The following is a 24,268-nucleotide window of genomic DNA, read 5'->3' on the forward strand; positions in this document are numbered from 1 at the left end:
TCAGAACAGGACGCCGGTGAACCGCCAGTCGAGCACCTGGCGGTCAGCACCGTCGTCGGTGGCGAAGACCTTGGAGCGCAGCGCGACAGTTCCGCCGCGGCCGCCGCCGCGGGGCTCGGCGGATTCGACGGTCAGCTCGCTGTAAAGCGTGTCGTCCTCGTGCACCGGGCCGGTGTGATCGCAGGACTCCCACCCGAGCACGGTGACCAGATTCGGCAGCAGCCGCGACGCCTGCGCGAGCGCGAGCCCGATGGTGTGCCCGCCGTACACCAGCCTCTTACCGGCGACTCGCGAATCATGATGGGTGGCAGCAATGTTCAGCGACAGGCGGGCCAGCTCGGGCGCGCTGCTGACCACGTCGGCGGTGCTGCGCAGCACCGCCCCGGCCAGCGCGGGGTCGAAGTGCGGGCCAGGCACCCGGGAGCGGTAGGCGTCGGCGTCCCACTCGGAGACCGGATCCACCGGCGGCGCCGCGTCGCCGATCGCGGACAGGTCGTCGTTGTGCCCGGTCTGCACGTCCTCGCCGCTCAGCGGCAGCATCGCGCACCGGTAGAAGTCCAGCACCAACCGGCCGACCCCGTCGATGGTCGTCATCCGCAGCGCCGCCAGCCCGGTCGGCGCGCGGCCCGGCTTGGCCGAGTTCTGTTTCAGCCCGACGACTTCGGTGCGGGTGTAGAGCGTGTCACCGACGACCGGGAACCGGTGGAAGGTCAGCCCGCGATAGAACAGGTTGGCCTTCACCCGCTGCGTCACCAGCGTGGACTGCCCGATCGCGACGTCGCACACCAGTGCCGGATGCGCGAGCGGGGCCGTCGCCCCCGTCACCGCGAACGACAGCTCGGCGTCGAGCGGCAGCCGCAGCCTGTCACCGATGATCGCCTGATGCGCCGCGGCGACCCCTGGGGTCAACGTCATCGACGGCGCCGAGTCGAACACCTGGCCCACGGTCAGATCGTCGAAGAAGGGGCCTCCGGACATTTGGCCGTACAAAGTCACGGTGGGATGCTGGCATCGGTGTGAGGCCGTGTCAATATGGCCGTACAAATACGGATGGGCGGGGAGGGCACTGTGACGGACGGGTTGAACAGCGAAGAGGCCATGCTGGTCGAGACGGTCCGGGCGTTCGTCGATCGCGAGGTCAAACCCACCGTGCGCGACGTCGAACACGCCAACACCTACCCCGAGGCGTGGATCGAGCAGATGAAGCAGATCGGCATCTACGGTCTCGCGATCCCGGAGTCCTACGGCGGCACGCCGGTGTCGACCCGCTGCTATGTGCTGGTCACCCAGGAGTTGGCCCGGGGCTGGATGAGCCTGGCCGGAGCGATGGGCGGGCACACCGTGGTGGCCAAACTGCTGACACTGTTCGGCACCGAGGACCAGAAGCAGCGCCACCTCCCCGCGATGGCCACCGGTGCGATTCGCGCGACGATGGCCCTGACCGAACCCGGCGGCGGTTCCGACCTGCAGGCGATGGGCACCGTCGCCCGCCGCGACGGGGATGATCTGGTGATCTTCGGGGCGAAGACGTGGATCTCCAACGCCCGCCGCTCGGGGCTGATCGCGCTGCTGTGCAAGACCGATCCCGACGCCACCCCGAAGCACAAGGGCATCTCGGTCGTGCTGGTCGAGAACCCGACCCCGGGGCTGACGGTGTCGCGGGATCTTCCCAAGCTCGGCTACAAGGGCGTCGAGTCCTGCGAGTTGTCGTTCGACGGGTGCCGGGTGCCGGCCACCGCGATCCTCGGCGGCACGCCGGGTGAAGGCTTCTCTCAGATGATGAAAGGGCTTGAGACCGGCCGTATCCAGGTCGCGTCTCGTGCTCTCGGGGTCGCGTCGGCCGCCCTGGAGGACGCGCTGGCGTATGCGCAGGACCGGGAGAGCTTCGGCCAGCCGATCTGGAAGCACCAGGCCGTCGGGCATTATCTCGCCGATATGGCGACCAAACTCACCGCCGCACGACAGTTGACGCTCTACGCCGCCGACCGCTACGACAGCGGTGCGCGCGCCGACATGGAGGCGGGCATGGCCAAGCTTTTCGCATCCGAGGCCGCGATGGAGATCGCACTGAACGCGGTCCGAATCCATGGCGGCTACGGCTATTCCACCGAGTACGATGTCGAACGCTACTTCCGGGATGCGCCGCTGATGATCGTCGGCGAGGGCACCAACGAGATCCAGCGCAACGTCATCGCCGGACAGTTGGTGGCCCGGGGCGGTATCTGATGCCCCCGGCCTATCAGGTTCTGCGCGAGCGCCTCCGCGAGGAGATCGCGGCCGGGCGCTATCCCGACGGCATCCGGCTGCCCACCGAGTCCGAACTCGTAACGAGGTACGGACTTTCACGCCAGACGGTACGGCGGGCATTCCAAGATCTGGTCGCCGATGGCACCGTCTTCCGGGTGCCGGGACGGGGGAGCTACGCCAGCGAGCACGGCCGCCGTTACCTGCGACAGCTCGGTTCCATCGAGGACCTGATGAGCTTGTCCGACGACACCACGATGGAGGTGCTCGACGGTCTGCACCGCCGCGTCGACATCGACGCGGCCAGTCGGCTGCGCCTCGACGGCGACGTCGTGTACACGGTGGTGTTCCGGCGGCTGCACGACGGTGTGGCGTTCGGACACACGACGATTCACCTGCCTCCTGCGGTGGCCGCCGCGGTACTGGACTCCCCCGACCTGGCGTCCGGCGCCGTCAGCACGCACACCGTGATAGGCCTGCTCGAACCGCACCTGCAACACCCGATCGCCGAAGCCGCGCAGTCGATCACGGTGACCGCGGCCGACCCGGCCGCGGCAGCCGCGGTCGGATGCGGGCCCGGCCATCCGATGCTGCGGGTGGACCGGCTCTACGCCGACGAGCAGGGCCGCCCGGTCGAGTTGGCGGTCAGCCAGTTCCTGCCCGAGCAGTACACCTACCGCGTCACGCTGCGCCGGTCGAGTTAGTTGGCGGATCGGGCGCGCTTTACGACGCCTGGCGTCGTTTTGCGCGCCCGATTCACCCGAGCTCGTCGACGAGACGCCACCGCAGCGCCGTCGCGGCATCGATCGACCGGCCCGACAACACCAGATACGCGGTGCGCCAACGTCCGATCCGCCTGGTGATGCTCACCGTGCCGCCGGCGCCCGGGATCAGACCAAGCGCCAACTCGGGCAACCCGAGTACCGCATCGGGGTGACACGACACGGTCCCGCAGAACGCCGCCATCTCCAACCCACTGCCCTGCACCTGACCGTGGATCTGCGCGCGGCATCTGCCCCCCAACCGCGCGGTGATCTCGTCGAGCACGAGGGCGGGGCTGTGCCGGGTGCGGGCGAGGTGCGCACTGGCCGGGTCGGCGAACGTGCCGAACTCCGCGAGATCCCCACCACTGCAGAAGGACGGCCCGTTGCCGGCCAGCACCACCTCGGTCACCGACGGATCGAGCCGGGCCACCTCCAGCGCCTCCAGCAGCGCCGCCCTCGCGTCGGTGGAGAACGCGTTGTGCCGCTGCGGCCGGTTGAACCGGATCGTCAGCCGATCGCCGTCACGTTCGGCGACAACGGGATTCGGGATCACGGGGACCTGCTTGGGTCCGCGTTCGGAGAGCCAGCGCGCGAACTCCGGCCCGGACTGCAGCGTCGAGTACGCCAGCGATTCGGTGACCACCCCGGTGAAGGTCGCACCGCACGGGTCGAACGCCCGCAGTACGTCGTCGCAGACCGCGGCCGCCTGCGGCCAGCGTGCGCAGCGCTCGGTCAGCTCGGCGAGCGCGTCGGGCACGGAACCCACCGTGACCGCGCGCCGGTCGTCGGTCGCGGCCTCGGTCAGCGTGAATGTCGCTTCGTCGGTGGGTGTTTGGAGACCGACGACGATCCCGCCGGCGAGCTCGACCAGATTGCTCACGAGTACTTCTTGATGAGCTCCTGCTTGTACAGCTTGCCGGTGTCGGTGCGGGGCAGCTGCGCCTCGAACGACAGCGACCGCGGACACTTGTAGTGCGCCAGGCGATCCCGCAGCCAGGCGATGAGCTCGTCGGCGAACTCTTCGGTGGCGTCGGCCGGGTCGACGGTCTGTACGACGGCCTTGACCTGCTGGCCCATCTCGTCGTCCGGCACGCCGAACACGGCCGCGTCCATCACCTTCGGGTGCGTCACCAGCAGGTTCTCGGCTTCCTGCGGGTAGATGTTCACCCCACCGGAGATTATCATGTGGTGCCTACGGTCGGTCAGGTACAGGAAGCCCTCGTCGTCGAGATAGCCGATGTCCCCCACCGTCTTCCAGCCCTTCGGGTGGCGGGACGACTTGGTCTTGTCGGGGTCGTTGAGGTACTCGAAGTCGTAGCCGCCCTCGAAGTAGATCTCACCGGCCTGCCCGGGCGGCAGCTCCTCGCCGTCCTCGCCGACGATGTGGATCACGCCGGTCAGCGGCTTGCCGACCGAACCGGGATGCTCCAGCCACTGTTCGGCGGTGATCAGCGTCGAACCGTGCGCTTCCGAGGATGCGTAGTACTCATCGACGATCGGTCCCCACCAGTCGATCATCTGCTTCTTGACCTCGACCGGGCACGGCGCGGCCGCGTGCATGACGCGCTCCAGGCTCGACACGTCGTACTTTTCCCGGATCTCCTCAGGCAGCTTCAACATGCGGGTGAACATCACCGGCACGAACTGCCCGTGCGTGACCTTGTGCTTCTGGATCGCGTCGAGCGCGCCCTCGGCGTCGAACTTCTCCATGATGACCGTGGTGATGCCCCCGGCCTGGGTCTGCATCGACCACACCGACGGCGCGGTGTGGTACAGCGGCGCGGGGCTCAGGTACACCGCGTCGGGATGCATCCAGAACGACACCAGCATGGCCATCATGCCCGGCACCTCGGCCGGCGGCAGGTGCGGCAGTTCGCGTTTGATGCCCTTCGGGCGGCCGGTGGTGCCCGACGAGTACTGCAGCAGGTCGCCGTCGATCTCGTCGGCGATCGGTGTGTCCGGCTTGTCGGCCACGCACTCGGGGTAGCTCTGCCAGCCCTCCAGCTCTCCGCCGGCGACCAGCCGCAGCGGAGGGAGACCGTTGGGCAGTTCGGCTTCGAGACCGGCGAGGGTGTCGGCGAGCTTGGCCGAGCCGACGATCGCCTTGGCGCCGCAGTTGTCGACGATGTAGGCGACCTCGGCGGCGGTGAGGTGGGTGTTGATCGGGACGTAGTACAGCCCGGCGCGGCGCGCGGCCCACATCACGGCGTGGAAGTGCTCGCTGTTCTCCATCAGCAGCGCCACGGCGTCACCCTCGACGAGTCCCGCGTCGCGGAACAGGTGCGCCAACCGGTTGGCCCTGGCTTCGAGCTCTCCGAACGTCACCACCGTCCCGGACGGATACATGATGACGGCGGGCTTGTCGGGCGTGGCGACGGCAGTGTCACGGATCTGCATGGGCTGACTTTACTTGGCTCCACTTGACACGTGTCAAGATCCCGACGAACCCCTCAACGCCGGCGCGCCACGAAGTTCCCGTGGAAACCCTGCGGAAGGTGGCTGGTGAGCTGCGCGGTCGCCACCGGCCCGCGACTCGGGTCCGCGGCATCGAGGACGACCAGCCGCGACGTCTGCTGCGCGGCGCGGAACTCGACCGTCAGCAACCAGCCGTCGTCCTCCGCGGTGGCCCCTGGCCGCGGTACGAACACCGGCTCGCAGAAGCTGTTCCCGGGTTCGGTTGAGCTGTAAGTGCGCTCGGTGCGGTCGGTGAGATCGAGCTTGGTGACCGAGTCGTAGAACGCGCACAGCCGCGTCCTGGTGTTGTAGTACGCGTAGCGATGCGGCCGACCCTCGTACGCCGGGTGATGCCGCGGGAATTCACACGAGTTGTCCGACAGCGGCTCGGTGAGCACCCGCCCGGACGCGGTGATCCGGAACCGGGTGAACACCGACGGCGCGTCGTCGAGCGGGCTGGTCTGGAACCGCGCGATGCGTTCCAGCAGGCATGCGTCGCCGTAGGTGATGACGTCGACGACGACGTCACCGCCGTCGTCGAAGGCGTTGCTGAGGTGGAACTGCAGTATCGCGGCGTGGTCGATACGGCGGATCTTGCCGCCGTCGCGGGGCACCAGGATGAACGTGCTGCCCTTCTCGGGGCGATAGCGCAGGGTGTCCCCGATCGGTGCCCGCCCCAGCAGCACCGCCATCGCGTCGGGCAGGATCGGCGAGACCAGGAACACCAGATAGCGCTCGGTGAGCGCGAAATCGTGCACCATCGCCGGATACGGCAGCGGCGTCGACCGGAAGTGCCGCAGACGTCCGGTCCGGTCGGTGTGATAGATCCGCAGGTGCGGCCGCGGTATCAGCTCGACCCCGAAGTTGAACATCGCCCCGCTGCTCGGGCAGAAGCACGGATGCGCGGAAAATGATCCCAGCCAACGCAATTCACCGCCGAAGCGTCGGACCCCGATGGTTTCCAGGGTGTCCGGGTCGATCTCGTGGGGCGGGCCTGCCTCCCACAGCGCGTAGAGGTGCCCGGCATGTTCGACGACGCCGGTGTTGGCCAGGTTCGGCGGAACCCGGCCGATGTTGGCCCGCCAGCCACCCGGTGCGGCGGTCCCCATGTGGGTGACACCCGTGCGGCCCTGGAAGTGCCGGGTGCGCACGTAGCGGTTGCGATAGCGCACCCCGGCACCGTCCGCCCCGCCGCCGATGGTGAACGCCGACAGCATGCCGTCGCCGTCGAACAGGTGGTGCAGCGGCCGGCCGGTGTGGTCCTGCCAGCGTCCAGGGCCGTTGCGATACAACGTCCCGCAGAGCCCGTCGGGCAGGGTTCCGGTGATCTCGTCGACCCGATAGTCGTGCTCGACCAGTTGCGGTTCGCTGGCGCCGAAGCTGAGCAGGTCCTCGAGCGAGAGCGCCGCGAGCCGGCCAAGCGCGCAACGGCGTTCGTCGCCGGACAGGTGGTCGAGGTAGCGGCGCAACGAGGGGAGCGAGGTCAGATCGACCGACGGCGCCACGGACATATCGGTCATCGATTCCCCCGCTTCTGAGACTGATTTCGAAAGTAGTCTCAGTCGGAGCTGATCGTCAACGCCTCTGCGGCGAGTCGGCTGCGGCAAAATGCGGGTGATGCCCTCGACCCGGTCGTTCGACGCGATGGTGACCTCGGCGCTGCAGCTGATCGCACGCAGCGGCGTGGACTCGTTGACGCTGAGCCAGGTCGCGTCGCACGCGCAGGTGTCGCGCGCGACGGCCTACCGGGAGTTCGGCGACAAGGACGGGCTGATCGGGGCGATCGCGCGCCGCGAGATCGAGCTGATGCTCGCCGCGGTGGGCGCCGACATCGATCCCGCCGCCGACCCGCCGCAACTGGTCGCCTCGATCGTCGTCTCGGTGTTGCGCTACCTGCGCGGTCACGACGCGTTCACCTACGTGCGCGACCACGAGCCGCAATGGCTGCTCAACGCCGTGCTCGCGGTCGGCGATTCACGGATGAACCTGGTGCACACCGTCGCGACGGTCGTCGCGCCGGCGGTCGCGGTCGACGCCGCGCACCTGAGGCTGCCGGTGCTGCAGTCGACGGAGGTGATGGTGCGCGCGATCCTGTCGCACAGCCTGATTCCCGACAGCGCGCTGACGGATCAGGAGGTCGGCGAGGCGGTCGCGCACGCCGTCATCGCCGACTGAGCGCGCCCGAAAAGCACACCGCGAGCGGCGTGTCCCTGTGCAGACACGCGCGCTCGCGGTGCGAAGTGCGGTACGAAACCTCCGGGACCTACTGGCCCTCTTCGGCCAGGCGGGTCTTCAGCGCGTCGAACTCGTCCTTGATGCCGGTCGGCAGCTTCTCGCCGACGAACTCGAACCACTCCTCGATCAGCGGCACCTCGGCCTGCCACTCGTCGACCTTGACGGCCAGCGCCTCGTCGACGTCGGCGGGGTCCACGTCCAGACCCTCGAGGTCCAGATCGGCCGCGGTCGGGACGATGCCGATCGGGGTGCTCTTGCCTTCGGCCTTGTGCTCGATGCGCTCGACGGCCCACTTCAGCACGCGGCTGTTCTCACCGAAGCCCGGCCACAGGAACCGGCCGTCGTCGCCACGGCGGAACCAGTTGACGAAGAACACCTTCGGCAGCTTCGACTCGTCGGCGTTCTTGCCGATGTTGATCCAGTGCGCGAAGTAGTCGCCGACGTTGTAGCCGAGGAACGGCAGCATCGCCATCGGATCGCGGCGTACGGTGCCGACCTTGCCCTCGGCGGCGGCGGTCTGCTCGGAGCCAAGGGTGGCGCCGATGAACACGCCGTGCTGCCAGTCGCGGGCCTCGGTGATCAGCGGGACGGTGGTCTTGCGGCGGCCGCCGAACAGGATCGCCGAGATCGGCACACCCTGCGGGTCGTCCCACTCCGGGGCCAGCGTGGGGCACTGCGAGATCGGGGTGCAGTAGCGCGAGTTCGGGTGCGCCGCTTTGGTTTCCGTCTCACGCAGGATCCAGTCGTTGCCCTTCCAGTCGATCAGGTGATCGGGCTCGCCCTCCAGGCCCTCCCACCACACGTCGCCGTCGTCGGTCTTGGCGACGTTGGTGAAGACGGTGTTGCCTGCGGCGATCGTCTTCATCGCGTTCGGGTTGGAGTCCCAGTTGGTGCCGGGCGCGACGCCGAAGAAGCCGAACTCCGGGTTGGTCGCGTACAGGCGGCCGTCCTTGCCGAAGCGCATCCACGCGATGTCGTCGCCGACGGTCTCCGCGCGCCAACCGGGGATGGTCGGCTGCAGCATCGCGAGGTTGGTCTTACCGCACGCCGACGGGAACGCCGCGGCGATGTAGTACGCCTTGTTCTCCGGGCTGATCAGCTTCAGGATCAGCATGTGCTCGGCGAGCCAGCCCTCGTCGTGGGCCATCGCCGAGGCGATGCGCAGCGAGTAGCACTTCTTGCCCAGCAGCGCGTTGCCGCCGTAGCCCGAGCCGTAGCTCCAGATCTCGCGGGTCTCCGGGAAGTGGGTGATGTACTTCGTGTCGTTGCACGGCCACGGCACATCCTTCTCGCCGGGCTCCAGCGGCGCGCCGATCGAGTGCAGCGCCTTGACGAAGAAGCCGTCGTCGCCGATCTTCTCCAGCGCCGCCGAGCCCATCCGGGTCATGGTGCGCATCGACACGACGACGTACTCCGAGTCGGTGATCTCGACACCGAGCTTGGGATCCTCGGCGTCCAGCGGACCCATGCAGAACGGCACCACCCACAGGGTGCGGCCGCGCATCGAACCGCGGTACAGATCGGTCATGATGCCGCGCATCTCGGCCGGGTCCATCCAGTTGTTGGTCGGGCCGGCGTCGATCTCACGCTCGGAGCAGATGTAGGTGCGCGATTCGACGCGCGCGACGTCGGACGGGTCGGACAGCGCGAGGTAGGAGTTCGGCTGCTTCTCCGGGTTCAGCTTCTGGAAGGTGCCGGCCTCGACGAGCTGCTCGCAGAGCCGGTTGTATTCCTCCTCGGAGCCGTCGGCCCACGCGACCCGGTCGGGCTGGGTCAGCTCGGCGACTTCGCGAACCCACGCGAGGAGACCCTCATGCTTGGTCGGTGCGGAATCCAGTCCCGGGATGGTCGCTGCGGTCATGCTGTGTTGTCTCCCCTGCATCTGCTGAGCGATCGGTCTGCCGGGCACGGGCGCCAAGGGTCGGCGCCTTGGCCCAAATGTTCGGCAGCCGCGGCCGTCACTATCCAATGAGGTTAACGCGGGTCACATACCCGCGGGAATTCAGGACTATGTCCAATCACTCACAGGAACGATTCAGATGACGCTCACCGGGTGGTCTACCGCCCGGTAACTTCCGCGGGCGGGTCCGCGGGCCGCGTGAGCTGGCGAAGTTCGGCCTCGACGGCGGCGATCCGGCGCCCGATTTCCCGGTCCGCGGAGGTCTCAGCGACGGCCGCGGTTTCGGCGGCCAGCAGCCCGGTCCCGATCCGCTCCTCGGCCGCGGCGCGCACCGCCGCGGCGACCTCGCCGGCCCATCCCGCCAGCACCGCCCGGTCGTGCAGCAGAGTCCGGGCCCGCACCACCCACGTCGTGGTCGCCAACCCGACGGCGGCACCGGCCCCCAGCGCCGCCGCGGTCAGCCCCGGTGCCAGCCCTGCCACGAACCGGGTGACCACCAGCGCGACCCCGAGACCGAACCCGGCGCCCAGCACCGCGGTCAGTCGGCGCTCCAGCCGCCACGGCTGCGTGGGCGGTTCCCCGAGGTCGAGTTCGGGATCCCCGGCAGACGGCAACTGCCGGGTGTGCGCGGCGATGTCGGCGTCGACGCCGGCGAGGACGTCCGCGCAGCGGTGCCGCGCCCGGGCCGGGAACCGCGCCAGCGCGCTTCGGTCGGCCGCGGCCGCGTCGTGCAGGAGTTCGGTGCGCAGCGCCGCGCACCGGCGCCGGGCGGCGTGGGTCAGGGCCAGCCGGGCCTGCTGGGCGTCGCGGCGCCGCGCGGCCGCCTCGTCGAGGCGTGCCTGTCTGCGCCTGCGCACCAGCCGGTCGCGTTCCTCACCGAGCCGGCCCAGGCGCGTCTGGGCAGCCAACCGCACCGCACGGGCGTGCCGTTCCGGGTCGGCCAGTGCCACGTCGAGCGCGGCGAGCACGTCGTCGACCTGGGGCGATCCGAGCCGTGGCGCTGCCGCGGCACCGACCCAGGGCACCCCCGCGAGCCGTACCGACCACCGTCGCACGGCGGCCAGGTTGGCGTCACGCACCCGCCGCCAGTCCCGGTGGTCGTCGATCTTGGCCAGCACCGGGATCGTCACCGGCGCCTGGGCGGCGACGAGATCGGCCAGCGCACAATCGGATTCGGTCATCGGCGCGACGGCGGAGACGACGAACAGCACCGCGGCCGGACAATCCTGCGGCTCCGGGTGCTCGATGAACCGGTAGGCCGAGGCCGGGCGGTTCAGAGCGGCCACCATCGCGCTGACCCCGGCCCGTGGCGGCCCGGCCACCACGACCAGCGCGCTCACCGGGACCTCGCCAGCAGGCGCAGCGAACCGCGGCTGACGTCGGCGGCGCCGCGGCGGTACAGCGCTGCCAGCGGGCCGTCGGCGTAGCGGCGCCATCGCAGCGCGCGCCGCAGATGGGCGTCGGGGTCGTCGCCCCGGTCGATGCGCAGACCGCAGCTCTCCAGGTGATCGACCGCGGCGGCCATCACCGCGACGACGACGGCGTCGGACACCAGGAACGCGCCGAGTTCGTCGTCGCGGGTCTCGATCGCCTCCCGGGTCAGCTCGGTGACCACGGCGCACACCCGGCGGTAGCCGACCTCCGGGGCGAACCCGGCCAGCGCGGCGACCACCTCGCCGCTGCGGCTGAGGGTCCGCAGTGCGGCCTCGACGTCGACCGGGGTTGCGCCGTCGGCCACCGCGAGGACGGCACGAGCGGTGCCGTAGCGGTCCAGCCGGGTGAGCAGCCGCTGCCGCACCTGCGCGGGCACCGGATGCTCGCCGGTGACGAACGCGTCCACCGACGACAGGTCGGCCGGTGTCGCCGCGAGCGCACGCAGCGCCGCGAACAGCTCGTCGTCGATGTCCGCCCCGGCCAGCAGCGCGACCATCGGCACCACGGGACGGCCCAGCGCCGCGGCGAGCCGGGCCGCGGTGCGATCGGCCTCGGCAGGCGGCCCGCCCGGCACCCGGCCCGCCAGGTCGGCCTTGTTCAGCACGACCAGCGCCGGCCCGTCCGTCGCGAGCAGCGCCCGGTCCTCGGGTTTGACCGCTTCGGCGACCACGACGACCCGCACGTCGGCGCGCGCCGAATCGGCCACGACCGGCAGCCCCGCCGCGGCCAGCGCCGCCGCCACCGCGTGCCGTCCGGTGCCCGGACGGCCGCGGACCTCGACCGTCAGCGGCGCGCGCACCCGTTCGGCGGCCGCCGCCACCGCGCGGCGCTGCGTGCGCTCGGCGTACTCCGTGAGTACATCGGTGAAAATCGGCATGTCCCGCTCCCCGGGTCGGCACGGCGTCCTCACCGAAATCGTGGCACCGGCCGGAGGTGGCCGACGACACATCTTTTTGCCGATCGGCAGGTGGGGTACTTGCATGTACCAGGAGAAGGCAACTGTTGGGTATCAATCTGTAACACGATGCGGGGAGCATGCTCTTGATGAGCGACCATGGACGGATGGATTCGACGGGTTCTGAGGTCGCCGCGTCCGTGGCGCCGGAGCCCGACCGATCCGACAGGGAAGCCGCGCACCCCCATTTCCACCGACGGGTGACCAGCTTCCGCGCCCGCCGCTCCTCCATCTCGGACAACCAGCAGGCGGTCTGGGACCGGCTGTGGCCCCAGCTGGGCACCGAGGCCCGCGACGGCGACGAACCCGCCGGACCGCTCGACACCGATGCCTGGTTCGGCAGGCACGCCCCGGTGATCCTGGAGATCGGCTGCGGAACCGGCACCTCGACGCTGGCGATGGCCCAGGCCGAACCCGACCTCGACGTCGTCGCGGTCGAGGTCTACCGCAAGGGCTTGGCGCAGCTGCTCAGCGCGATCGACCGCACGGGCACCACCAATATCCGGATGGTCCGCGGCGACGGCGTCGACGTCCTCACCTATATGTTCGGCCCCGCGTCGCTGACCGGGGTGCGGGTGTTCTTCCCCGACCCGTGGCCCAAGGCCCGCCACCACAAGCGGCGGCTGCTGCAGACCGACACCGTCGCGCTGATCGCCGACCGGCTGCGGCCCGGCGGCGTGCTGCACGCCGCCACCGACCACCAGGGTTACGCCGAGCACATCGCCGAGGTCGGCGACGCCGAACCGCGGCTGCGCCGCATCGCGATGGACGACGCGACGGAACCGGGCCGGCTCCCGATGTCGGTGCACCGCCCCGTCACCAAGTACGAACGCAAGGCCCTCGCCGGCCCGGTCGTGACCGAGCTGCTGTGGGAGAGAACGCCGTGAGCATGACCGAGATCCCGTCGGTCACCGAGGTGGTCGACACCGCCGACGACGTCGGGAACACGCCCACCGAAACCGTGGCCCGGGTGCTGCTGGTCTGGGATGCGCCGAACCTGGACATGGGGCTGGGCTCGATCCTCGGCGGCCGCCCCACCGCCGCGCACCGCCCACGCTTCGACGCCCTGGGCCGCTGGTTGCTCTCCCGCACCGCCGACCTGTCCTCCTCCTACGCCGAGCGCGGCCGGTCGGTGTCGCTGGAACCCGAGGCCACGGTGTTCACCAACATCGCCCCCGGCAGCGCGGACGTCGTCCGGCCCTGGGTGGAGGCGCTGCGCAACGTCGGCTTCGCGGTGTTCGCCAAGCCGAAAATCGACGAGGACAGCGACGTCGACAGCGATATGCTGGCCCACATCGCGCTGCGTCACCACGAGGGTCTGGCGGGTCTGATCGTGGCCTCGGCCGATGGTCAGGCGTTCAAACTGCCGCTGGAGGACATCGCCAGAACCGGCGTCGAGGTCCAGGTGCTCGGATTTCGCGAACATGCCAGTTGGGCGTTAGCGTCGGATACCTTGGAGTTCGTCGACCTGGAGGACATCCCTGGTGTCTTCCGGGAACCGCTACCGAGAATCGGACTCGATTCGCTACCCGAGCAGGGCGCATGGCTGCAACCATTCCGGCCGCTGTCGTCGCTACTGGCCTCGCGCGTCTAGACATGACAAGAGTTTCGGTTTCGACGTGCGCGGACCGATGACATGAACTGAAGGAGCTGAACGTGTTCGCCTGGTGGGGTCGAACGGTGTACCAGTACCGATACATAGTGATCGGTGTCATGGTCGCACTGTGCCTGGGCGGCGGCGTCTACGGCATGAGCCTGGGACAGCACGTCACCCAGAGCGGTTTCTACGACGAGGGCAGCCAGTCCGTCCACGCGTCGCTGGTGTCCGACGAGGCCTACGGCCGCGACCGGACCAGCCATGTCGTCGCGATCCTGACGCCGCCGGACGGCGAGAAGGTCGACAACCCGGAGTGGATGAAGAAGGTCACCGGGGAGCTCGACGATCTGGTCGCCGACCACGAGGACCAGGTCGTCAGCTGGGTCGGCTGGCTGCGCGCCCCCGACGCCGACTCGGCGACCGTGCAGCAGATGAAGACCGAGGACCTGTCCAAGACGTTCATCAGCATCCCGCTCAAGGGCGATGACGACGACACGATCCTGAAGAACTACCAGGCCATCGAACCGCAGCTGTCCGAGGTCAACGACGGCCGCATCCAGCTGGCCGGTCTCAACCCGCTCGCCAGTGAGCTGACGGGCACCATCGGCGAGGACCAGAAGCGCGCCGAGGTGGCCGCCATCCCGCTGGTCTGCGTGGTGCTGTTCTTCGTCTTCGGCGGCGTGATCGCCGCGGCGCTGCCCGGCATCATCGGCGGCCTGACCATCGCCGGCGCCCTCGGCATCATGCGGCTGTTCGCCGAGTTCATGCCGGTGCACTTCTTCGCCCAGCCGGTGGTCACGCTGATGGGCCTGGGCATCGCGATCGACTACGGCCTGTTCATGGTGAGCCGGTTCCGCGAGGAGCTGGCCGAGGGCTACGACACCGAGGCGGCCGTGCGCCGCGCGGTGATGACCTCGGGCCGCACCGTGATGTTCTCGGCGGTGATCCTGGTGGCGTCCTCGGTGCCGCTGCTGCTGTTCCCGCAGGGCTTCCTGAAGTCCATCACCTACGCGATCATCGCGTCGGTCATGCTCGCGGCGATCCTGTCGATCACCGTGCTGCCTGCCGCCCTGGCCATCCTCGGGCCCCGGGTCGACGCGCTCGGCGTGCGCTGGCTGCTGAAGTTCATCCAGAACCAGGTCGCCTCCGATCCCGCCAACACCCGCACCAACCCGCTGGCGATCGCGTCGATCCCGGCCGGTGTGCTGGTCCCGCCGGCCGGTATCGCGCTGGGACACCTGGCCCGCAAACGCATCAAGACCTCCGGTGAGCAGGGCCTGCCGCTGACGGTGATCGGCCTGACCCTGGGCTACGTCTGCACCCTCGGCGGGCTGGCCGCGGTGATCATCGCGAACAAGGACGCGCTCGGCACCGGCCTGTACTGGGTGCTGCTCGGCGTGGTCATCTTCGTCGCGGTGATCGCCGGTGGCCTCGCGCTGGCACGCTACGTCCCGCTGGCCCGCGGCCCGATCGAGTGGTGGGTCGAGTGGCTGGCCGAGAAGACGCAGAAGACCAAGACGCGCGCCGAGGTCGAGCAGGGCTTCTGGGGCCGGCTGGTCAACGTCGTGATGAAGCGCCCGATCGCGTTCGCCGCGCCGATCCTGATCGGCATGATCCTGCTGGTCATCCCGCTGGGCCAGCTGTCCCTCGGCGGTATCAGCGAGAAGTACCTGCCGCCGGACAACGGGGTGCGCCAGGCGCAGGAGGACTTCGACCGCAGCTTCCCCGGCTTCCGCACCGAACCGCTGACCCTGGTGATCGAGCGCACCGACGGCGAACCCGTCACCGATCAGCAGCTCGCCGAGGTCCGCGCCAAGGCGATGACCGTCAACGGCTTCATCGACCCGGACAACGACCCGTCGAAGATGTGGCAGGAGCGCGCGGTCCAGGAGGGCGGTTCGAAGGATCCGTCGATCCGGGTGATCCAGAACGGCCTGATCAACCGCAATGACGCGTCCCAGAAGATCGACGAGCTGCGCTCCATCCAGCCGCCACGCGGTCTGGAGATCTCGGTGGGCGGCACGCCCGCGCTGGAGCAGGACAGTATCCACAGCCTGTTCGACAAGCTGCCGCTGATGGCGGTGGTGCTGATCGTCACGACGACGATCCTGATGTTCCTCGCGTTCGGCTCGGTGGTGCTGCCGATCAAGGCCGCGCTGATGAGCGCGCTGACGCTCGGCTCGACGATGGGCATCCTGACCTGGATGTTCGTCGACGGGCATGGCTCAGGACTGATGAACTACACACCGCAGCCGCTGATGGCGCCGATGATCGGCCTGATCATCGCGGTGATCTGGGGCCTGTCCACCGACTACGAGGTGTTCCTGGTGTCCCGCATGGTCGAGGCCCGCGAACGCGGCCTGTCGACAGCCGAGGCGATCCGGATCGGCACCGCGACCACGGGCCGCCTGATCACCGGTGCCGCACTGGTGCTCGCCGTGGTGGCCGGCGCGTTCGTGTTCTCCGACCTGGTGATGATGAAGTACCTGGCCTTCGGCCTGCTGATCGCACTGCTGCTGGACGCGACGATCATCCGGATGTTCCTGGTGCCCGCGATCATGAAGCTGCTCGGCGACGACTGCTGGTGGGCGCCGCGCTGGATGAAGCGCCTGCAGGAGCGCATGGGCCTCGGCGAGACCGAGCTGCCCGACGAGCGCAAGCGCCCGGTGGTCCGTGAAGAGCGCGCCGAGCCGGCCGAGGCGCTGGTCGGTGCCGGTGGACCGCCGGTGATGACCGCCGCGCGGGGCCTGCCGCACGACCCGACCCATCCCGCACCCGGACGTCCGGCCCCGGTTCGTCCGCCGGCCACCACGACGCGGATGAACACGCCGGGTTACCCGGTGGACCCGGCGGTTGCGGGGACCACGCGGATCCCGGCCCCGCCGCGACCCCCGGTCGCGCCTCCCCCGCCGCCTCCGCCCGCCGACGAACCGCAGACCACGCGGCTGTCGGTCGCGAAGAACGCGGTACGCAACGCCGTCAGCGGCGCCGCCGCGGCTGCGCGGGGAGCCATGCCGTCCTCGACGCCGCCCGCCTCGACGTCGCAGCCCTCGCCGACGGCGCCGGGTCGCGAGGACCGCGAGATCGAGTCCTGGCTCGGTGATCTGCGTGGCGGCGACAAGCCGGATGCGGCTGCACCACAGCCACAGCCACAGCCGCTGCGCCCGTCGGCCGAGCCGACCCGGGCGATCGGCAACGCCGACGACACGACTCAGTCCGAGGACGACTCCGACGACGCGGCGACCAGGGCTATCCCGGCGCAGCGCCCACCGGACGCCGAGACCGCGACCGAGAAGCTCAACACCCGGCCCGATACCGACGCACCGCCCCGCAGTGGTGACGAGACCACCCGCCGCGGCAGCGGTCCCGGAGTCAGCGCGCAGGATCTGCTGCGCCGCGAAGGCCGGCTGTAGCCGCTTCGCGAGACGGCGGCTATTCGCGCGCCTCGACGTCGTCGGGTTCGGCGTTGACCAGGCCCTCGTCCTCGGCCTCGAACGCCTGCTCCCGGGCGACGGGGTCGTCTGCGAGCAGCACCCGGATCGCGCTGTTCAAGAACGCCAGCACCGGCACGGCCAAGAGTGCACCGACGATCCCGGCCAGCACGCCGCCGCCGGCGATCGCGAGCACGATCGCCAGCGGGTGGATCGCGACGGCGCGGCCCATCACCAGCGGCTGCAGCACGTGGCCTTCCAGTTGCTGCACCGCGATGATCAGCCCGAACGTGATCAGCGCGTAGATCCAGCCCTTCGCGATCAGCGCGACGATGACCGCCAGGAAGCCGGTCACGACGGCGCCGACGAGCGGGATGAACGCGCCCATGAACACCAGCGACGCCAGCGGCAGCGCCAGCGGGACCCCCATGATCGCCAGGCCGACGCCGATACCGATCGCGTCGACGGCGGCCACCAGGAAGGTCGCCCGCACGTAACCGATCAGCGAGCGGAACCCGGCCCGGCCGGCGTCGCGCACCCGGTCGCGGACGTGCACCGGGAAGATCCGGGTGACGAAGCCGAAGATGTTGCGGCCGCCGTGCAGCAGGAAGATCAGCGTGAAGAACACCAGCAGCGCGCCGGTGACGATCTCGGTCAACGTGCCCGCGGTGGACAGCGCCCCGCTGGTCAGCTTCTCCTGGTTGCTCTGCAGCGCTTCGATCGCCGTGTCGCGGGCCTGGTTGATCTGCTGGTCGCTGACCTGCAGCGGCCCGTCGGTGAGCCATCTGCCGACCCCCTCGATGCTGGTCGAGACCTGGCTGACCAGATCGGGCGCGCCCTCGACGAACTGGGTGACGACGAACGCCAACAGCCCGCCGAACAGCGAAAAACCGGTCAGCAGCACGAGCGCCACTGCGCCGCCGCGCGGCGCGCCGCGCCGGTCCAGGAAGTCGACGACGGGCAGCAGCAGCGCCGCGATGATCGTCGCCAGTGCCACCGGCACCACCAGGATCTCCAGCCGCAGCACCACCCACAGCACCGTGACCACCGCAGCGAAGATCACCAGCAGGCGCCACGACCATGCGGCGGCGCGGCGGACGACGGGGCTGACCGACTCGTCGGCGAAAGAGTCAAAGGACGGACGAGCAGACATTCCGGTAGCGTAACGGCGCTGCGCTGCCGCGCCTTGGATCTGCGATTCCTGTGAATCCGCGGCTTACTCTGTAGGGCGTGTCACAGGACGTGCCGGCGAGCGACACCCAGGCCGCGACGGCCGGGGCGCAGCGGACCCGCGGCAAGTACTGGTGGGTGCGCTGGGCCGTCATCGCGGTGGCCGTGATCGTGTTGGCCGTCGAGCTGGCACTGGTGCGCGATCAGCTGGCCCAGGCCTGGACGAGCATGCTGTCGGCGAACTGGGTGTGGCTGCTGGCCGCCGCGGTCGCGGCGATGGCCTCGATGCACAGCTTCGCCCAGATCCAGCGCACTCTGCTGCGGTCGGCCGGGGTGCGGGTGCACCAGTGGCGCTCGGAGGCGGCGTTCTACGCGGGCAACGCCGTGTCCACCACGCTGCCGGGCGGCCCGGTACTGTCCGCTACGTTCCTTTACCGCCAGCAGAGACTCTGGGGCGCAACACCTTTGGTGGCTTCCTGGCAGCTGGTGATGTCGGGTGTGCTGCAAGTGCTCGGGCTGGCGCTGCTCGGTTTGGGCGGGGCCTTCCTGCTGGGCGCCAGCAAGAACCCGATGTCGCTGATCTTCTCCCTCGGCGGATTCATCGCGCTGCTGCTACTCGCGCAGGCGGTGGTCAGCCGGCCCGAACTGATCGACGGGATCGGCGCGCGGGTGCTGGGTTGGTTCAATGCGGTGCGCGGCAAGCCCGCAGGCACCGGGCTGGCGAAGTGGCGCGAGATCCTGGCCCAGCTGGAGTCGGTGCAGCTCGGCCGCCGGGACCTCGGGGAGGCCTTCGGCTGGTCGGTGTTCAACTGGGTCGCCGACGTGGCCTGCCTGCTGTTCGCGTGCTACGCCAGCGGCGGGCATCCGTCGCTGGCCGGCGTCACCGTCGCCTACGCGGCGGCCCGCGCGGTCGGGTCGATCCCGCTGATGCCGGGCGGGCTGCTCGTCGTCGAGGCGGTACTGGTGCCCGGCCTGGTCTCCAGCGGTATGCCGCTGGCCGCCGCGATCTCGGCGATGCTCATCTACCGGCTGATCAGCTGGATCTTCATCTCCGCGATCGGCTGGGTGGTGTTCTTCTTCATGTTCCGCACCGAGGGCCGGCTGGACCCGGACTCCACCGGCGACATCCCCGAGGAGGCGGCGCAGCCCCCGCAATTCCACCCGCCGGACGATCCGGACCATCCACGAAAGTAGTTGCGCCACATGAAGGTACCTGCCCTTCTCGCCGTCGCCGCAGTATCGGTGCTCGCTGCCGGCTGTTCGTCGGCGCCGGAGACCACCACCGCCGCCACCAGCATGGCGGCACCGGCGAACGGCCCGGTCCCTCCACCCCCGTCCGCGGTGCCGCCGCCGGGACCGTCGACGGCCACCCCGGTGGTGGGGAGGGTGCTGGCCGCACCGATCCCGGTGCGGGCCAGCGACGGCAAGACCCACCTGGCCTACGAGTTGCAGCTGACCAACACCCTTTCCCAGGACGTCACGCTGACCTCGGTCGACGTCCGCGCCGGGGACCGCACACTGCTTCGGCTGCCCGGTGACCGCCTCGCCTACTGGACCCGTGTCCTCGGAAACCCCGACCCGGCAACGGTCATCGGTCCCGCACAGACCGCGACCGTGGTTCTGGATGTCGCGCTGCCACCGGACGAGGCGGTGCCCGAACAGTTGATCCATGCCGTGGGCATCACCGTGCCCGAGCCGATGCTGCCGCTGTTCCCTGCGGCGATGACCGCCGACATCGCCCCCGTCGCCGTGCAGACCCGCAAGCCGGTGACCATCTCCCCGCCCCTGGCCGGGCCGAACTGGCTGGACGCCAACAGCTGCTGCGATATGACGGCGCACCGGTCGGCACTGAACCCGATCAACGGTCAGATCTGGGCCGCAGAGCGTTTCGGGATCGACTACCTGCAGATCGGCCCGGATGGCCGGTTGTTCACCGGGGCCGAGGACAACGTCGAGAGCTACCCGTTCTACGGCAGCGAGATCCTGGCCGTCGGCGACGGTCCGGTGGTGGACGTCCAGGACGGGCTGCCCGAGCAGATCCCCGGCGTGACACCGACGGGGCTGGCCCTGAACGAGTACGGCGGCAACTACGTCGTCCAGGATCTCGGCGACGGCAACTACGCGTTCTACGCGCACATGCAGACCGGATCGGTGCGGGTCAAGCCGGGTGAACAGCTCACCGCCCGGCAGGTGATCGGCTCGCTGGGTAACAGTGGCAACAGCGATGCGCCGCACCTGCATTTCCACGTGATGGACTCTCCGGACCCGTTGGGCTCCAACGGGCTGCCGTTCGTCTTCACCGAGTACTCACTGGACTCGCGGGTGACCTCCGACGTCGCCGTCGAGGGCTTGCTGGCCGGTGACGCGGCGGAGCTTGAGCCGGGCTTCGCGCCGCGTGACGAAAAGGGCACCAGCCCACTGGTTTACGATGTGATGACCTATGCCGAACGATGATCTCCCCGACCGGGGCCTGGTACTGAAGGCGCTTGCCGCCGACCTCGTGTGCGTCGTGGTGTTCTGCACGATCGGGCGGCGCAGTCACGCCGAAGGGCTGAGCCTGGCCGGGATCGCCGAGACCGCATGGCCGTTCGTGACCGGGGCCGGTGCCGGCTGGCTGCTGGCCCGTGCGTGGCAACGGCCGACGGCACTGGTGCCGACGGGGCTGATCGTGTGGGCGGCGACGGTGATCGTCGGGATGCTGCTGCGCAAGCTGACCTCGCAAGGCACCGCGCCGAGCTTCATCGTCGTCGCGTCGCTGACGACGGCGGCGCTGCTGCTCGGCTGGCGCGGCGCGGCGCGGGCGCTGGCGCGCCGGTCGACGACCCGGTCATGACATCCCGGTCACGGTACTGAATCGTCGCGTGCGACAGGCGAAGTCGAGATCGTCAGCGTCGCCCGCAGGCCGCCGAGCGGACCGTCGCTGAGCGCGATCGTGCCGCCGTGCAGCGCGGCCTGCTGAGCGACCAGCGCCAGGCCGAGCCCGGAACCGCCCGGCGCGGCGGTGCTGCCGCGGGAGAACCTGCCGAGCACCGCCTGGTGTTCTGCGGCGGGCAGCCCCTGGCCGTTGTCGTCGACGACGATGGTGATGTCGGACTGGTCCCGGCGGCCCGCGAGCACGATGTGCGATGCGGTGCCGTGGGTGACGGCGTTGCGCACCAGGTTGTCCACGGCCAGCCGTAGCCCGGTCGGCCAGCCCAGCACGGTCCCGAGGTCGTCGGCGGCCTCGATGTCGATGCGGACGTCCCGGTTGACCCGCATGTTCTCCCGCGCCACCCGCTCGAGCAGATCGGCGATGTCGATGACCTCGCGGTCCTCGGCCTGGGCGAGCTCGCCGGATGCGAGCTGGCCCAGCGCGGTGATGATGCTCTCGACGCGGCGCTGTGCGCGGGCCAGGTCGCCGACGACCTCGGCGCGTTCGTCCTCGGGCAGGTCGTGGATGCGCAGGGTGTCCAGATCGGCGCGCATCGCCGTCAGTGGGGTGCGCAGTTCGTGGGCGGCGGTGGCGGCGAAGTCCTGCGCGGCCTGCAGTGAGCTGGTGGTGACGCGCTGGGCGGCGGCGAGCCGGTCGAGCATCGCGCTCATCGCCTCCGACAGGTCCTCGGCCTCGCGCACCCCGCGCACCGCCGGGATCTTCTCGGCGCCGTCGCCGAGCCGCTTGGTGTGTTCGGTCAGCCTGCGCAGCGGCCGGATCGCCGGACCGGCCAGCAGCCAGCCCAACACGCCGGCGATCAGCACCGTGACGACCCCGACGCCGATGTAGAGCGGGATCCGCGCCCGGCTCAGCAGGATGCTGTCGGCGCGGATCCCGACGGACATCAACACCCCGCCCTCGTCGGCGACCGGGATGGTCCGCACCCGGTACTCGACGCCATTGACGACGACGGTGTCGGTGCCGGGCGGCAGCGGCGGCAGCTGGAAGCCGCGCTGGAACACCACCTGCCCCGAGGACCGGGACCGGCCGGTCTGCAGCACCCCGCGCCGAGGATCGGTCAGCTGGTCGGGAAACACACTGGCGTCGACGATCGCATCGAGCCGCCGGTCGAGCTGGGCGTCGTCGTTGTTGGCCAGGACCACCGAGGTCAGCAGCGTGAAAGCGGCCACAACGGCCGCGGCGGCCGCCGCGGCGGCGATGGCCACCCGGGTGCGCAGGGAGGCCGAGCTGAGGAACCTCGGGACTCGCGGCACCTCACGATCCTCGCTCGACGCCATGGCCCTTGCAGACCGTGCTCTTGCCGACCGTGCTGCCCTTGCAGACCGTCACGCCTCTTCCCGCAGCACGTACCCGATGCCCCGCACCGTGTGGATGACCCGCGGCAACCCGTCGCGCTCCAGCTTGCGGCGCAGATAGGACACGAACACGTCGGCGACGTTGGTGTCGACGTCGAAGTCGTATCCCCACACCAGCTCCAGCAGGCGCTGGCGGCTGAGGACCACGCCGGCGTTCTCCGCGAGTGCGGCGAGCAGGTCGAATTCGCGTTTGGTCAGCTCGACGCGCTCCCCGGCGACGAACACCAGCCGGCGTGCGGTGTCGATGGTCAGCGACCCGACCGTCATCGTGTCCGACGTCGGATCGGAGTGGTGGGCCCGGCGCAGCAGTGCGTGCAGCCGGGCCACCAACTCGCCGAGGTCGAACGGTTTGGTCAGGTAGTCGTCGGCACCGGCCTCCAGACCGGCGATGCGGTCGTTGACGGTGTCGCGGGCCGACAGCACGCAGATCGGGATGTCGTTGCCCAGCGCGCGCAGCGCGGTCACCACCGCGACGCCGTCGAGCTCCGGCATCTGCACGTCGAGCACCAGCGCATCGTGGGATTCGCTGGACAGCAGCCGCAACGCCTCTTTGCCCGTCGCCGCGACGCGAACGTCGAACCCGGAGTGGCGCAGACCCCGGGCCACCGAGGTCCGCACATCCGGGTCGTCGTCCACCATCAGGACCGTCCGGCCCGCGCCGTCCTGGGCGGACGACTCCCCCCACGAGCGGGAGGAGTGTCCACCCTGTCTCGCATCAGCGTCTAGAAACCGGGGCCGTCCGGGTCCTCCGGCGTGAAGCCGCAACGGTGCTTGATGTCGGCCAGCGGCTGGCGCACGCCGCGCAGCTCCGCCTCGATCTGCGGGTTGTCGGCGAGGTACTCGGCGATCTCGGCGTCGAGCTGAGCGCGCGGGGCGCCGTGCAGGCTGGTGAAGAAGTTGTTCACCTCGGGGTGGGTGAACAGGTATGCCGACGTGCCCGCCGAGACACCGGACGCGACACCGGCGAAGTCAGCCGCGGTGCAGTTCGGCGGCGGCGGAGGCGGAGCGGGCTGAGCCGAGGCCGGAGCGGCGCCGAGCACGCCGAACAGCACAGCACCCGTAACCGCACCAGCGCCCAGCGCGCCTGCAACCGCACGGCGCACGATGGGGGCCGAGTTCAACATGGAGGCTCCTTCTTCAGGGTTGACGAGCCGGGACCCATTCCAGTCTCCGACGACGACCATCCTAGGAAGCTAAGCAGAACCAGTACGCACTTTCCTGTCTAGCGGTTAACCAATCGTGAGAAAGTCCGGTTCGCCGGGCGCCGCCGCTACGGCTGCGCCGCCGGCACCGGGGCCTGCGCGGCGGCCTGCACCAGCCCGAACAACTGGGGCAGCGTGACCGGCAGCGTGCAGGTCCGCGACAGCGTCACCAGCGGCTGCTGCAGCCGTTGCAGGTCGGCGGCCACCTTCGGGTTCGCATCGAAGTAGGCCGTCAGCGCCGCGACCGCTTCCGGGCCGCTGGGCTTCTGCGAGATCGCGGTGATCGCGGAGTTGGCCTTCGGGTTGGCCTCCAGATAGTTGCCGGTGTAGGTCGCGACCTCGGCGACGGTCTTGGCGACCTCGCTCGCCGCGCACGGATCCGGCGCGGCACCGGCGGTGGGCGCGGAATCGACACCTGCGATAATTCCGATCAGTGTGAACCCGGCTGCCACGGCCCCCCAACGGGCCGGAAACGGCCGGAAACCGGCGGGTGAATTCATTGCGAACTCCTAACGGTTTGCGAACACGTCACCCGTCTCGCAAACCTGCTGTGATCATTGGCAGAGGATCCCCGACGCCGCCCGCGGCTGTCTGG

At 69.8% G+C, this 24,268-nt stretch carries 21 protein-coding genes; 9 read left to right on the forward strand and 12 right to left on the reverse strand.

Annotation, left to right across the window (positions count from 1 at the left end):
• Entirely contained in the window at positions 1-978 is a 978-nt protein-coding gene (locus NTM_RS05340) for a MaoC family dehydratase (protein WP_163765678.1), read from the reverse strand.
• Positions 979-1,050: 72 nt separating this feature from the next.
• Between NTM_RS05340 and NTM_RS05345 the strand changes: the two genes are divergently transcribed.
• A complete protein-coding gene (locus NTM_RS05345; protein WP_435405119.1) occupies positions 1,051-2,226 on the forward strand; it encodes an acyl-CoA dehydrogenase family protein in 1,176 nt (391 codons plus the stop codon).
• A complete protein-coding gene (locus NTM_RS05350) occupies positions 2,226-2,948 on the forward strand; it encodes a GntR family transcriptional regulator (RefSeq protein WP_163765679.1) in 723 nt (240 codons plus the stop codon). The genes NTM_RS05345 and NTM_RS05350 overlap by 1 nt, the downstream gene beginning before the upstream one ends.
• 52 nt (positions 2,949-3,000) lie before the next feature.
• Here the strand turns inward: NTM_RS05350 and NTM_RS05355 are convergent, their stop codons facing one another.
• From NTM_RS05355 to NTM_RS05365, 3 genes are read right to left on the reverse strand one after another with little or no spacing between them, the layout of a single operon-like run.
• On the reverse strand, positions 3,001-3,888 hold the full coding sequence (locus tag NTM_RS05355; RefSeq protein WP_163765680.1) for an enoyl-CoA hydratase/isomerase family protein: 888 nt from the start codon (positions 3,886-3,888) through the stop codon (positions 3,001-3,003).
• Positions 3,885-5,405, reverse strand: coding sequence for a fatty-acid--CoA ligase FadD4 (gene fadD4, locus NTM_RS05360; protein ID WP_104864565.1), 1,521 nt, complete (start codon positions 5,403-5,405; stop codon positions 3,885-3,887). Before fadD4 ends, NTM_RS05355 begins: the two co-directional genes overlap by 4 nt.
• A gap of 53 nt (positions 5,406-5,458) precedes the next feature.
• Positions 5,459-6,982: a carotenoid oxygenase family protein gene (locus tag NTM_RS05365; protein ID WP_163765681.1), complete on the reverse strand. Its 1,524-nt coding sequence runs from the start codon at positions 6,980-6,982 to the stop codon at positions 5,459-5,461.
• A gap of 97 nt (positions 6,983-7,079) precedes the next feature.
• On the opposite strand from NTM_RS05365, the gene NTM_RS05370 reads away from it, so the two are divergent.
• Positions 7,080-7,637: a TetR/AcrR family transcriptional regulator gene (locus tag NTM_RS05370; RefSeq protein ID WP_104864641.1), complete on the forward strand. Its 558-nt coding sequence runs from the start codon at positions 7,080-7,082 to the stop codon at positions 7,635-7,637.
• 88 nt (positions 7,638-7,725) lie between these two features.
• Here NTM_RS05370 and NTM_RS05375 read toward each other — a convergent pair whose 3' ends face one another.
• From NTM_RS05375 to NTM_RS05385, 3 genes are all read right to left on the reverse strand, one after another.
• Positions 7,726-9,558: a phosphoenolpyruvate carboxykinase (GTP) gene (locus tag NTM_RS05375; RefSeq protein ID WP_163765682.1), complete on the reverse strand. Its 1,833-nt coding sequence runs from the start codon at positions 9,556-9,558 to the stop codon at positions 7,726-7,728.
• 197 nt (positions 9,559-9,755) lie between these two features.
• Complete coding sequence (locus NTM_RS05380) at positions 9,756-10,937, reverse strand: hypothetical protein (RefSeq protein ID WP_179963887.1); 1,182 nt, start codon at positions 10,935-10,937, stop codon at positions 9,756-9,758.
• The gene (locus NTM_RS05385; protein ID WP_232079624.1) at positions 10,934-11,908 is read right to left on the reverse strand and encodes a hypothetical protein; all 975 of its coding nucleotides are present in this window, start codon (positions 11,906-11,908) and stop codon (positions 10,934-10,936) included. Before NTM_RS05385 ends, NTM_RS05380 begins: the two co-directional genes overlap by 4 nt.
• Positions 11,909-12,075: 167 nt before the next feature.
• Here NTM_RS05385 and trmB point away from each other — a divergent pair, with 167 nt between their 5' ends.
• The 3 genes from trmB (at position 12,076) to NTM_RS05400 (ending at position 16,996) form a co-directional block, all read left to right on the forward strand.
• Positions 12,076-12,873 (forward strand): tRNA (guanosine(46)-N7)-methyltransferase TrmB, encoded by a 798-nt coding sequence (trmB, locus tag NTM_RS05390; protein ID WP_104864643.1) that lies wholly within the window; start codon positions 12,076-12,078, stop codon positions 12,871-12,873.
• Between the two features lie 2 nt (positions 12,874-12,875).
• Positions 12,876-13,580 (forward strand): NYN domain-containing protein, encoded by a 705-nt coding sequence (locus tag NTM_RS05395; RefSeq protein ID WP_435405120.1) that lies wholly within the window; start codon positions 12,876-12,878, stop codon positions 13,578-13,580.
• Positions 13,581-13,642: 62 nt separating this feature from the next.
• Entirely contained in the window at positions 13,643-16,996 is a 3,354-nt protein-coding gene (locus NTM_RS05400; protein ID WP_104864569.1) for an MMPL family transporter, read from the forward strand.
• A 19-nt stretch (positions 16,997-17,015) separates the two neighbouring features.
• On the opposite strand, the gene NTM_RS05405 is transcribed toward NTM_RS05400, so the two are convergent.
• Positions 17,016-18,167, reverse strand: a complete 1,152-nt coding sequence (locus NTM_RS05405) for an AI-2E family transporter (RefSeq protein WP_104864570.1) — start codon at positions 18,165-18,167, stop codon at positions 17,016-17,018.
• A 77-nt stretch (positions 18,168-18,244) separates the two neighbouring features.
• On the opposite strand from NTM_RS05405, the gene NTM_RS05410 reads away from it, so the two are divergent.
• Genes NTM_RS05410 through NTM_RS05420 form a run of 3 tightly spaced genes read left to right on the forward strand, consistent with a single transcriptional unit; the run spans position 18,245 to position 21,017 of the window.
• Positions 18,245-19,378 (forward strand): lysylphosphatidylglycerol synthase transmembrane domain-containing protein, encoded by a 1,134-nt coding sequence (locus NTM_RS05410; RefSeq protein WP_163765683.1) that lies wholly within the window; start codon positions 18,245-18,247, stop codon positions 19,376-19,378.
• A 9-nt stretch (positions 19,379-19,387) separates the two neighbouring features.
• Positions 19,388-20,638 carry a M23 family metallopeptidase gene (locus tag NTM_RS05415; RefSeq protein WP_179963888.1) on the forward strand — a complete coding sequence of 417 codons (1,251 nt, stop codon included), beginning with the start codon at positions 19,388-19,390 and terminating at the stop codon, positions 20,636-20,638.
• Positions 20,625-21,017 (forward strand): DUF3054 domain-containing protein, encoded by a 393-nt coding sequence (locus NTM_RS05420; RefSeq protein ID WP_163765685.1) that lies wholly within the window; start codon positions 20,625-20,627, stop codon positions 21,015-21,017. The genes NTM_RS05415 and NTM_RS05420 overlap by 14 nt, the downstream gene beginning before the upstream one ends.
• Positions 21,018-21,025: 8 nt before the next feature.
• Here NTM_RS05420 and NTM_RS05425 read toward each other — a convergent pair whose 3' ends face one another.
• The 4 genes from NTM_RS05425 to NTM_RS05440 all read right to left on the reverse strand — a co-directional run bounded on the left by NTM_RS05425 (position 21,026) and on the right by NTM_RS05440 (position 24,173).
• Positions 21,026-22,393 (reverse strand): sensor histidine kinase, encoded by a 1,368-nt coding sequence (locus NTM_RS05425; protein WP_170311966.1) that lies wholly within the window; start codon positions 22,391-22,393, stop codon positions 21,026-21,028.
• A 48-nt stretch (positions 22,394-22,441) separates the two neighbouring features.
• Positions 22,442-23,110: a response regulator transcription factor gene (locus NTM_RS05430; RefSeq protein WP_170311967.1), complete on the reverse strand. Its 669-nt coding sequence runs from the start codon at positions 23,108-23,110 to the stop codon at positions 22,442-22,444.
• Between the two features lie 83 nt (positions 23,111-23,193).
• Positions 23,194-23,595 carry a heme-binding protein gene (locus tag NTM_RS05435; RefSeq protein ID WP_163765686.1) on the reverse strand — a complete coding sequence of 134 codons (402 nt, stop codon included), beginning with the start codon at positions 23,593-23,595 and terminating at the stop codon, positions 23,194-23,196.
• 146 nt (positions 23,596-23,741) lie between these two features.
• On the reverse strand, positions 23,742-24,173 hold the full coding sequence (locus NTM_RS05440) for a hemophore (RefSeq protein WP_163765687.1): 432 nt from the start codon (positions 24,171-24,173) through the stop codon (positions 23,742-23,744).
• Positions 24,174-24,268: the final 95 nt, after the last annotated feature.

This window comes from Mycolicibacterium parafortuitum, assembly GCF_010725485.1.
Lineage (GTDB): Bacteria > Actinomycetota > Actinomycetes > Mycobacteriales > Mycobacteriaceae > Mycobacterium.

Bases quoted from the DNA above. Each gene is read 5' to 3' on its own strand.
- NTM_RS05340 (WP_163765678.1), bottom strand. From the start codon at position 978: ATGTCCGGAGGCCCCTTCTTCGACGATCTGACCGTGGGCCAGGTGTTC.
- NTM_RS05345 (WP_435405119.1), top strand. From the start codon at position 1,051: ATGGGCGGGGAGGGCACTGTGACGGACGGGTTGAACAGCGAAGAGGCC.
- NTM_RS05350 (WP_163765679.1), top strand. From the start codon at position 2,226: ATGCCCCCGGCCTATCAGGTTCTGCGCGAGCGCCTCCGCGAGGAGATC.
- fadD4 (WP_104864565.1), bottom strand. From the start codon at position 5,405: ATGCAGATCCGTGACACTGCCGTCGCCACGCCCGACAAGCCCGCCGTC.
- NTM_RS05365 (WP_163765681.1), bottom strand. From the start codon at position 6,982: ATGACCGATATGTCCGTGGCGCCGTCGGTCGATCTGACCTCGCTCCCC.
- NTM_RS05370 (WP_104864641.1), top strand. From the start codon at position 7,080: ATGCCCTCGACCCGGTCGTTCGACGCGATGGTGACCTCGGCGCTGCAG.
- NTM_RS05375 (WP_163765682.1), bottom strand. From the start codon at position 9,558: ATGACCGCAGCGACCATCCCGGGACTGGATTCCGCACCGACCAAGCAT.
- NTM_RS05385 (WP_232079624.1), bottom strand. From the start codon at position 11,908: ATGCCGATTTTCACCGATGTACTCACGGAGTACGCCGAGCGCACGCAG.
- trmB (WP_104864643.1), top strand. From the start codon at position 12,076: ATGAGCGACCATGGACGGATGGATTCGACGGGTTCTGAGGTCGCCGCG.
- NTM_RS05395 (WP_435405120.1), top strand. From the start codon at position 12,876: ATGACCGAGATCCCGTCGGTCACCGAGGTGGTCGACACCGCCGACGAC.
- NTM_RS05405 (WP_104864570.1), bottom strand. From the start codon at position 18,167: ATGTCTGCTCGTCCGTCCTTTGACTCTTTCGCCGACGAGTCGGTCAGC.
- NTM_RS05415 (WP_179963888.1), top strand. From the start codon at position 19,388: ATGAAGGTACCTGCCCTTCTCGCCGTCGCCGCAGTATCGGTGCTCGCT.
- NTM_RS05420 (WP_163765685.1), top strand. From the start codon at position 20,625: ATGCCGAACGATGATCTCCCCGACCGGGGCCTGGTACTGAAGGCGCTT.
- NTM_RS05425 (WP_170311966.1), bottom strand. From the start codon at position 22,393: ATGGCGTCGAGCGAGGATCGTGAGGTGCCGCGAGTCCCGAGGTTCCTC.
- NTM_RS05430 (WP_170311967.1), bottom strand. From the start codon at position 23,110: ATGGTGGACGACGACCCGGATGTGCGGACCTCGGTGGCCCGGGGTCTG.
- NTM_RS05435 (WP_163765686.1), bottom strand. From the start codon at position 23,595: ATGTTGAACTCGGCCCCCATCGTGCGCCGTGCGGTTGCAGGCGCGCTG.
- NTM_RS05440 (WP_163765687.1), bottom strand. From the start codon at position 24,173: ATGAATTCACCCGCCGGTTTCCGGCCGTTTCCGGCCCGTTGGGGGGCC.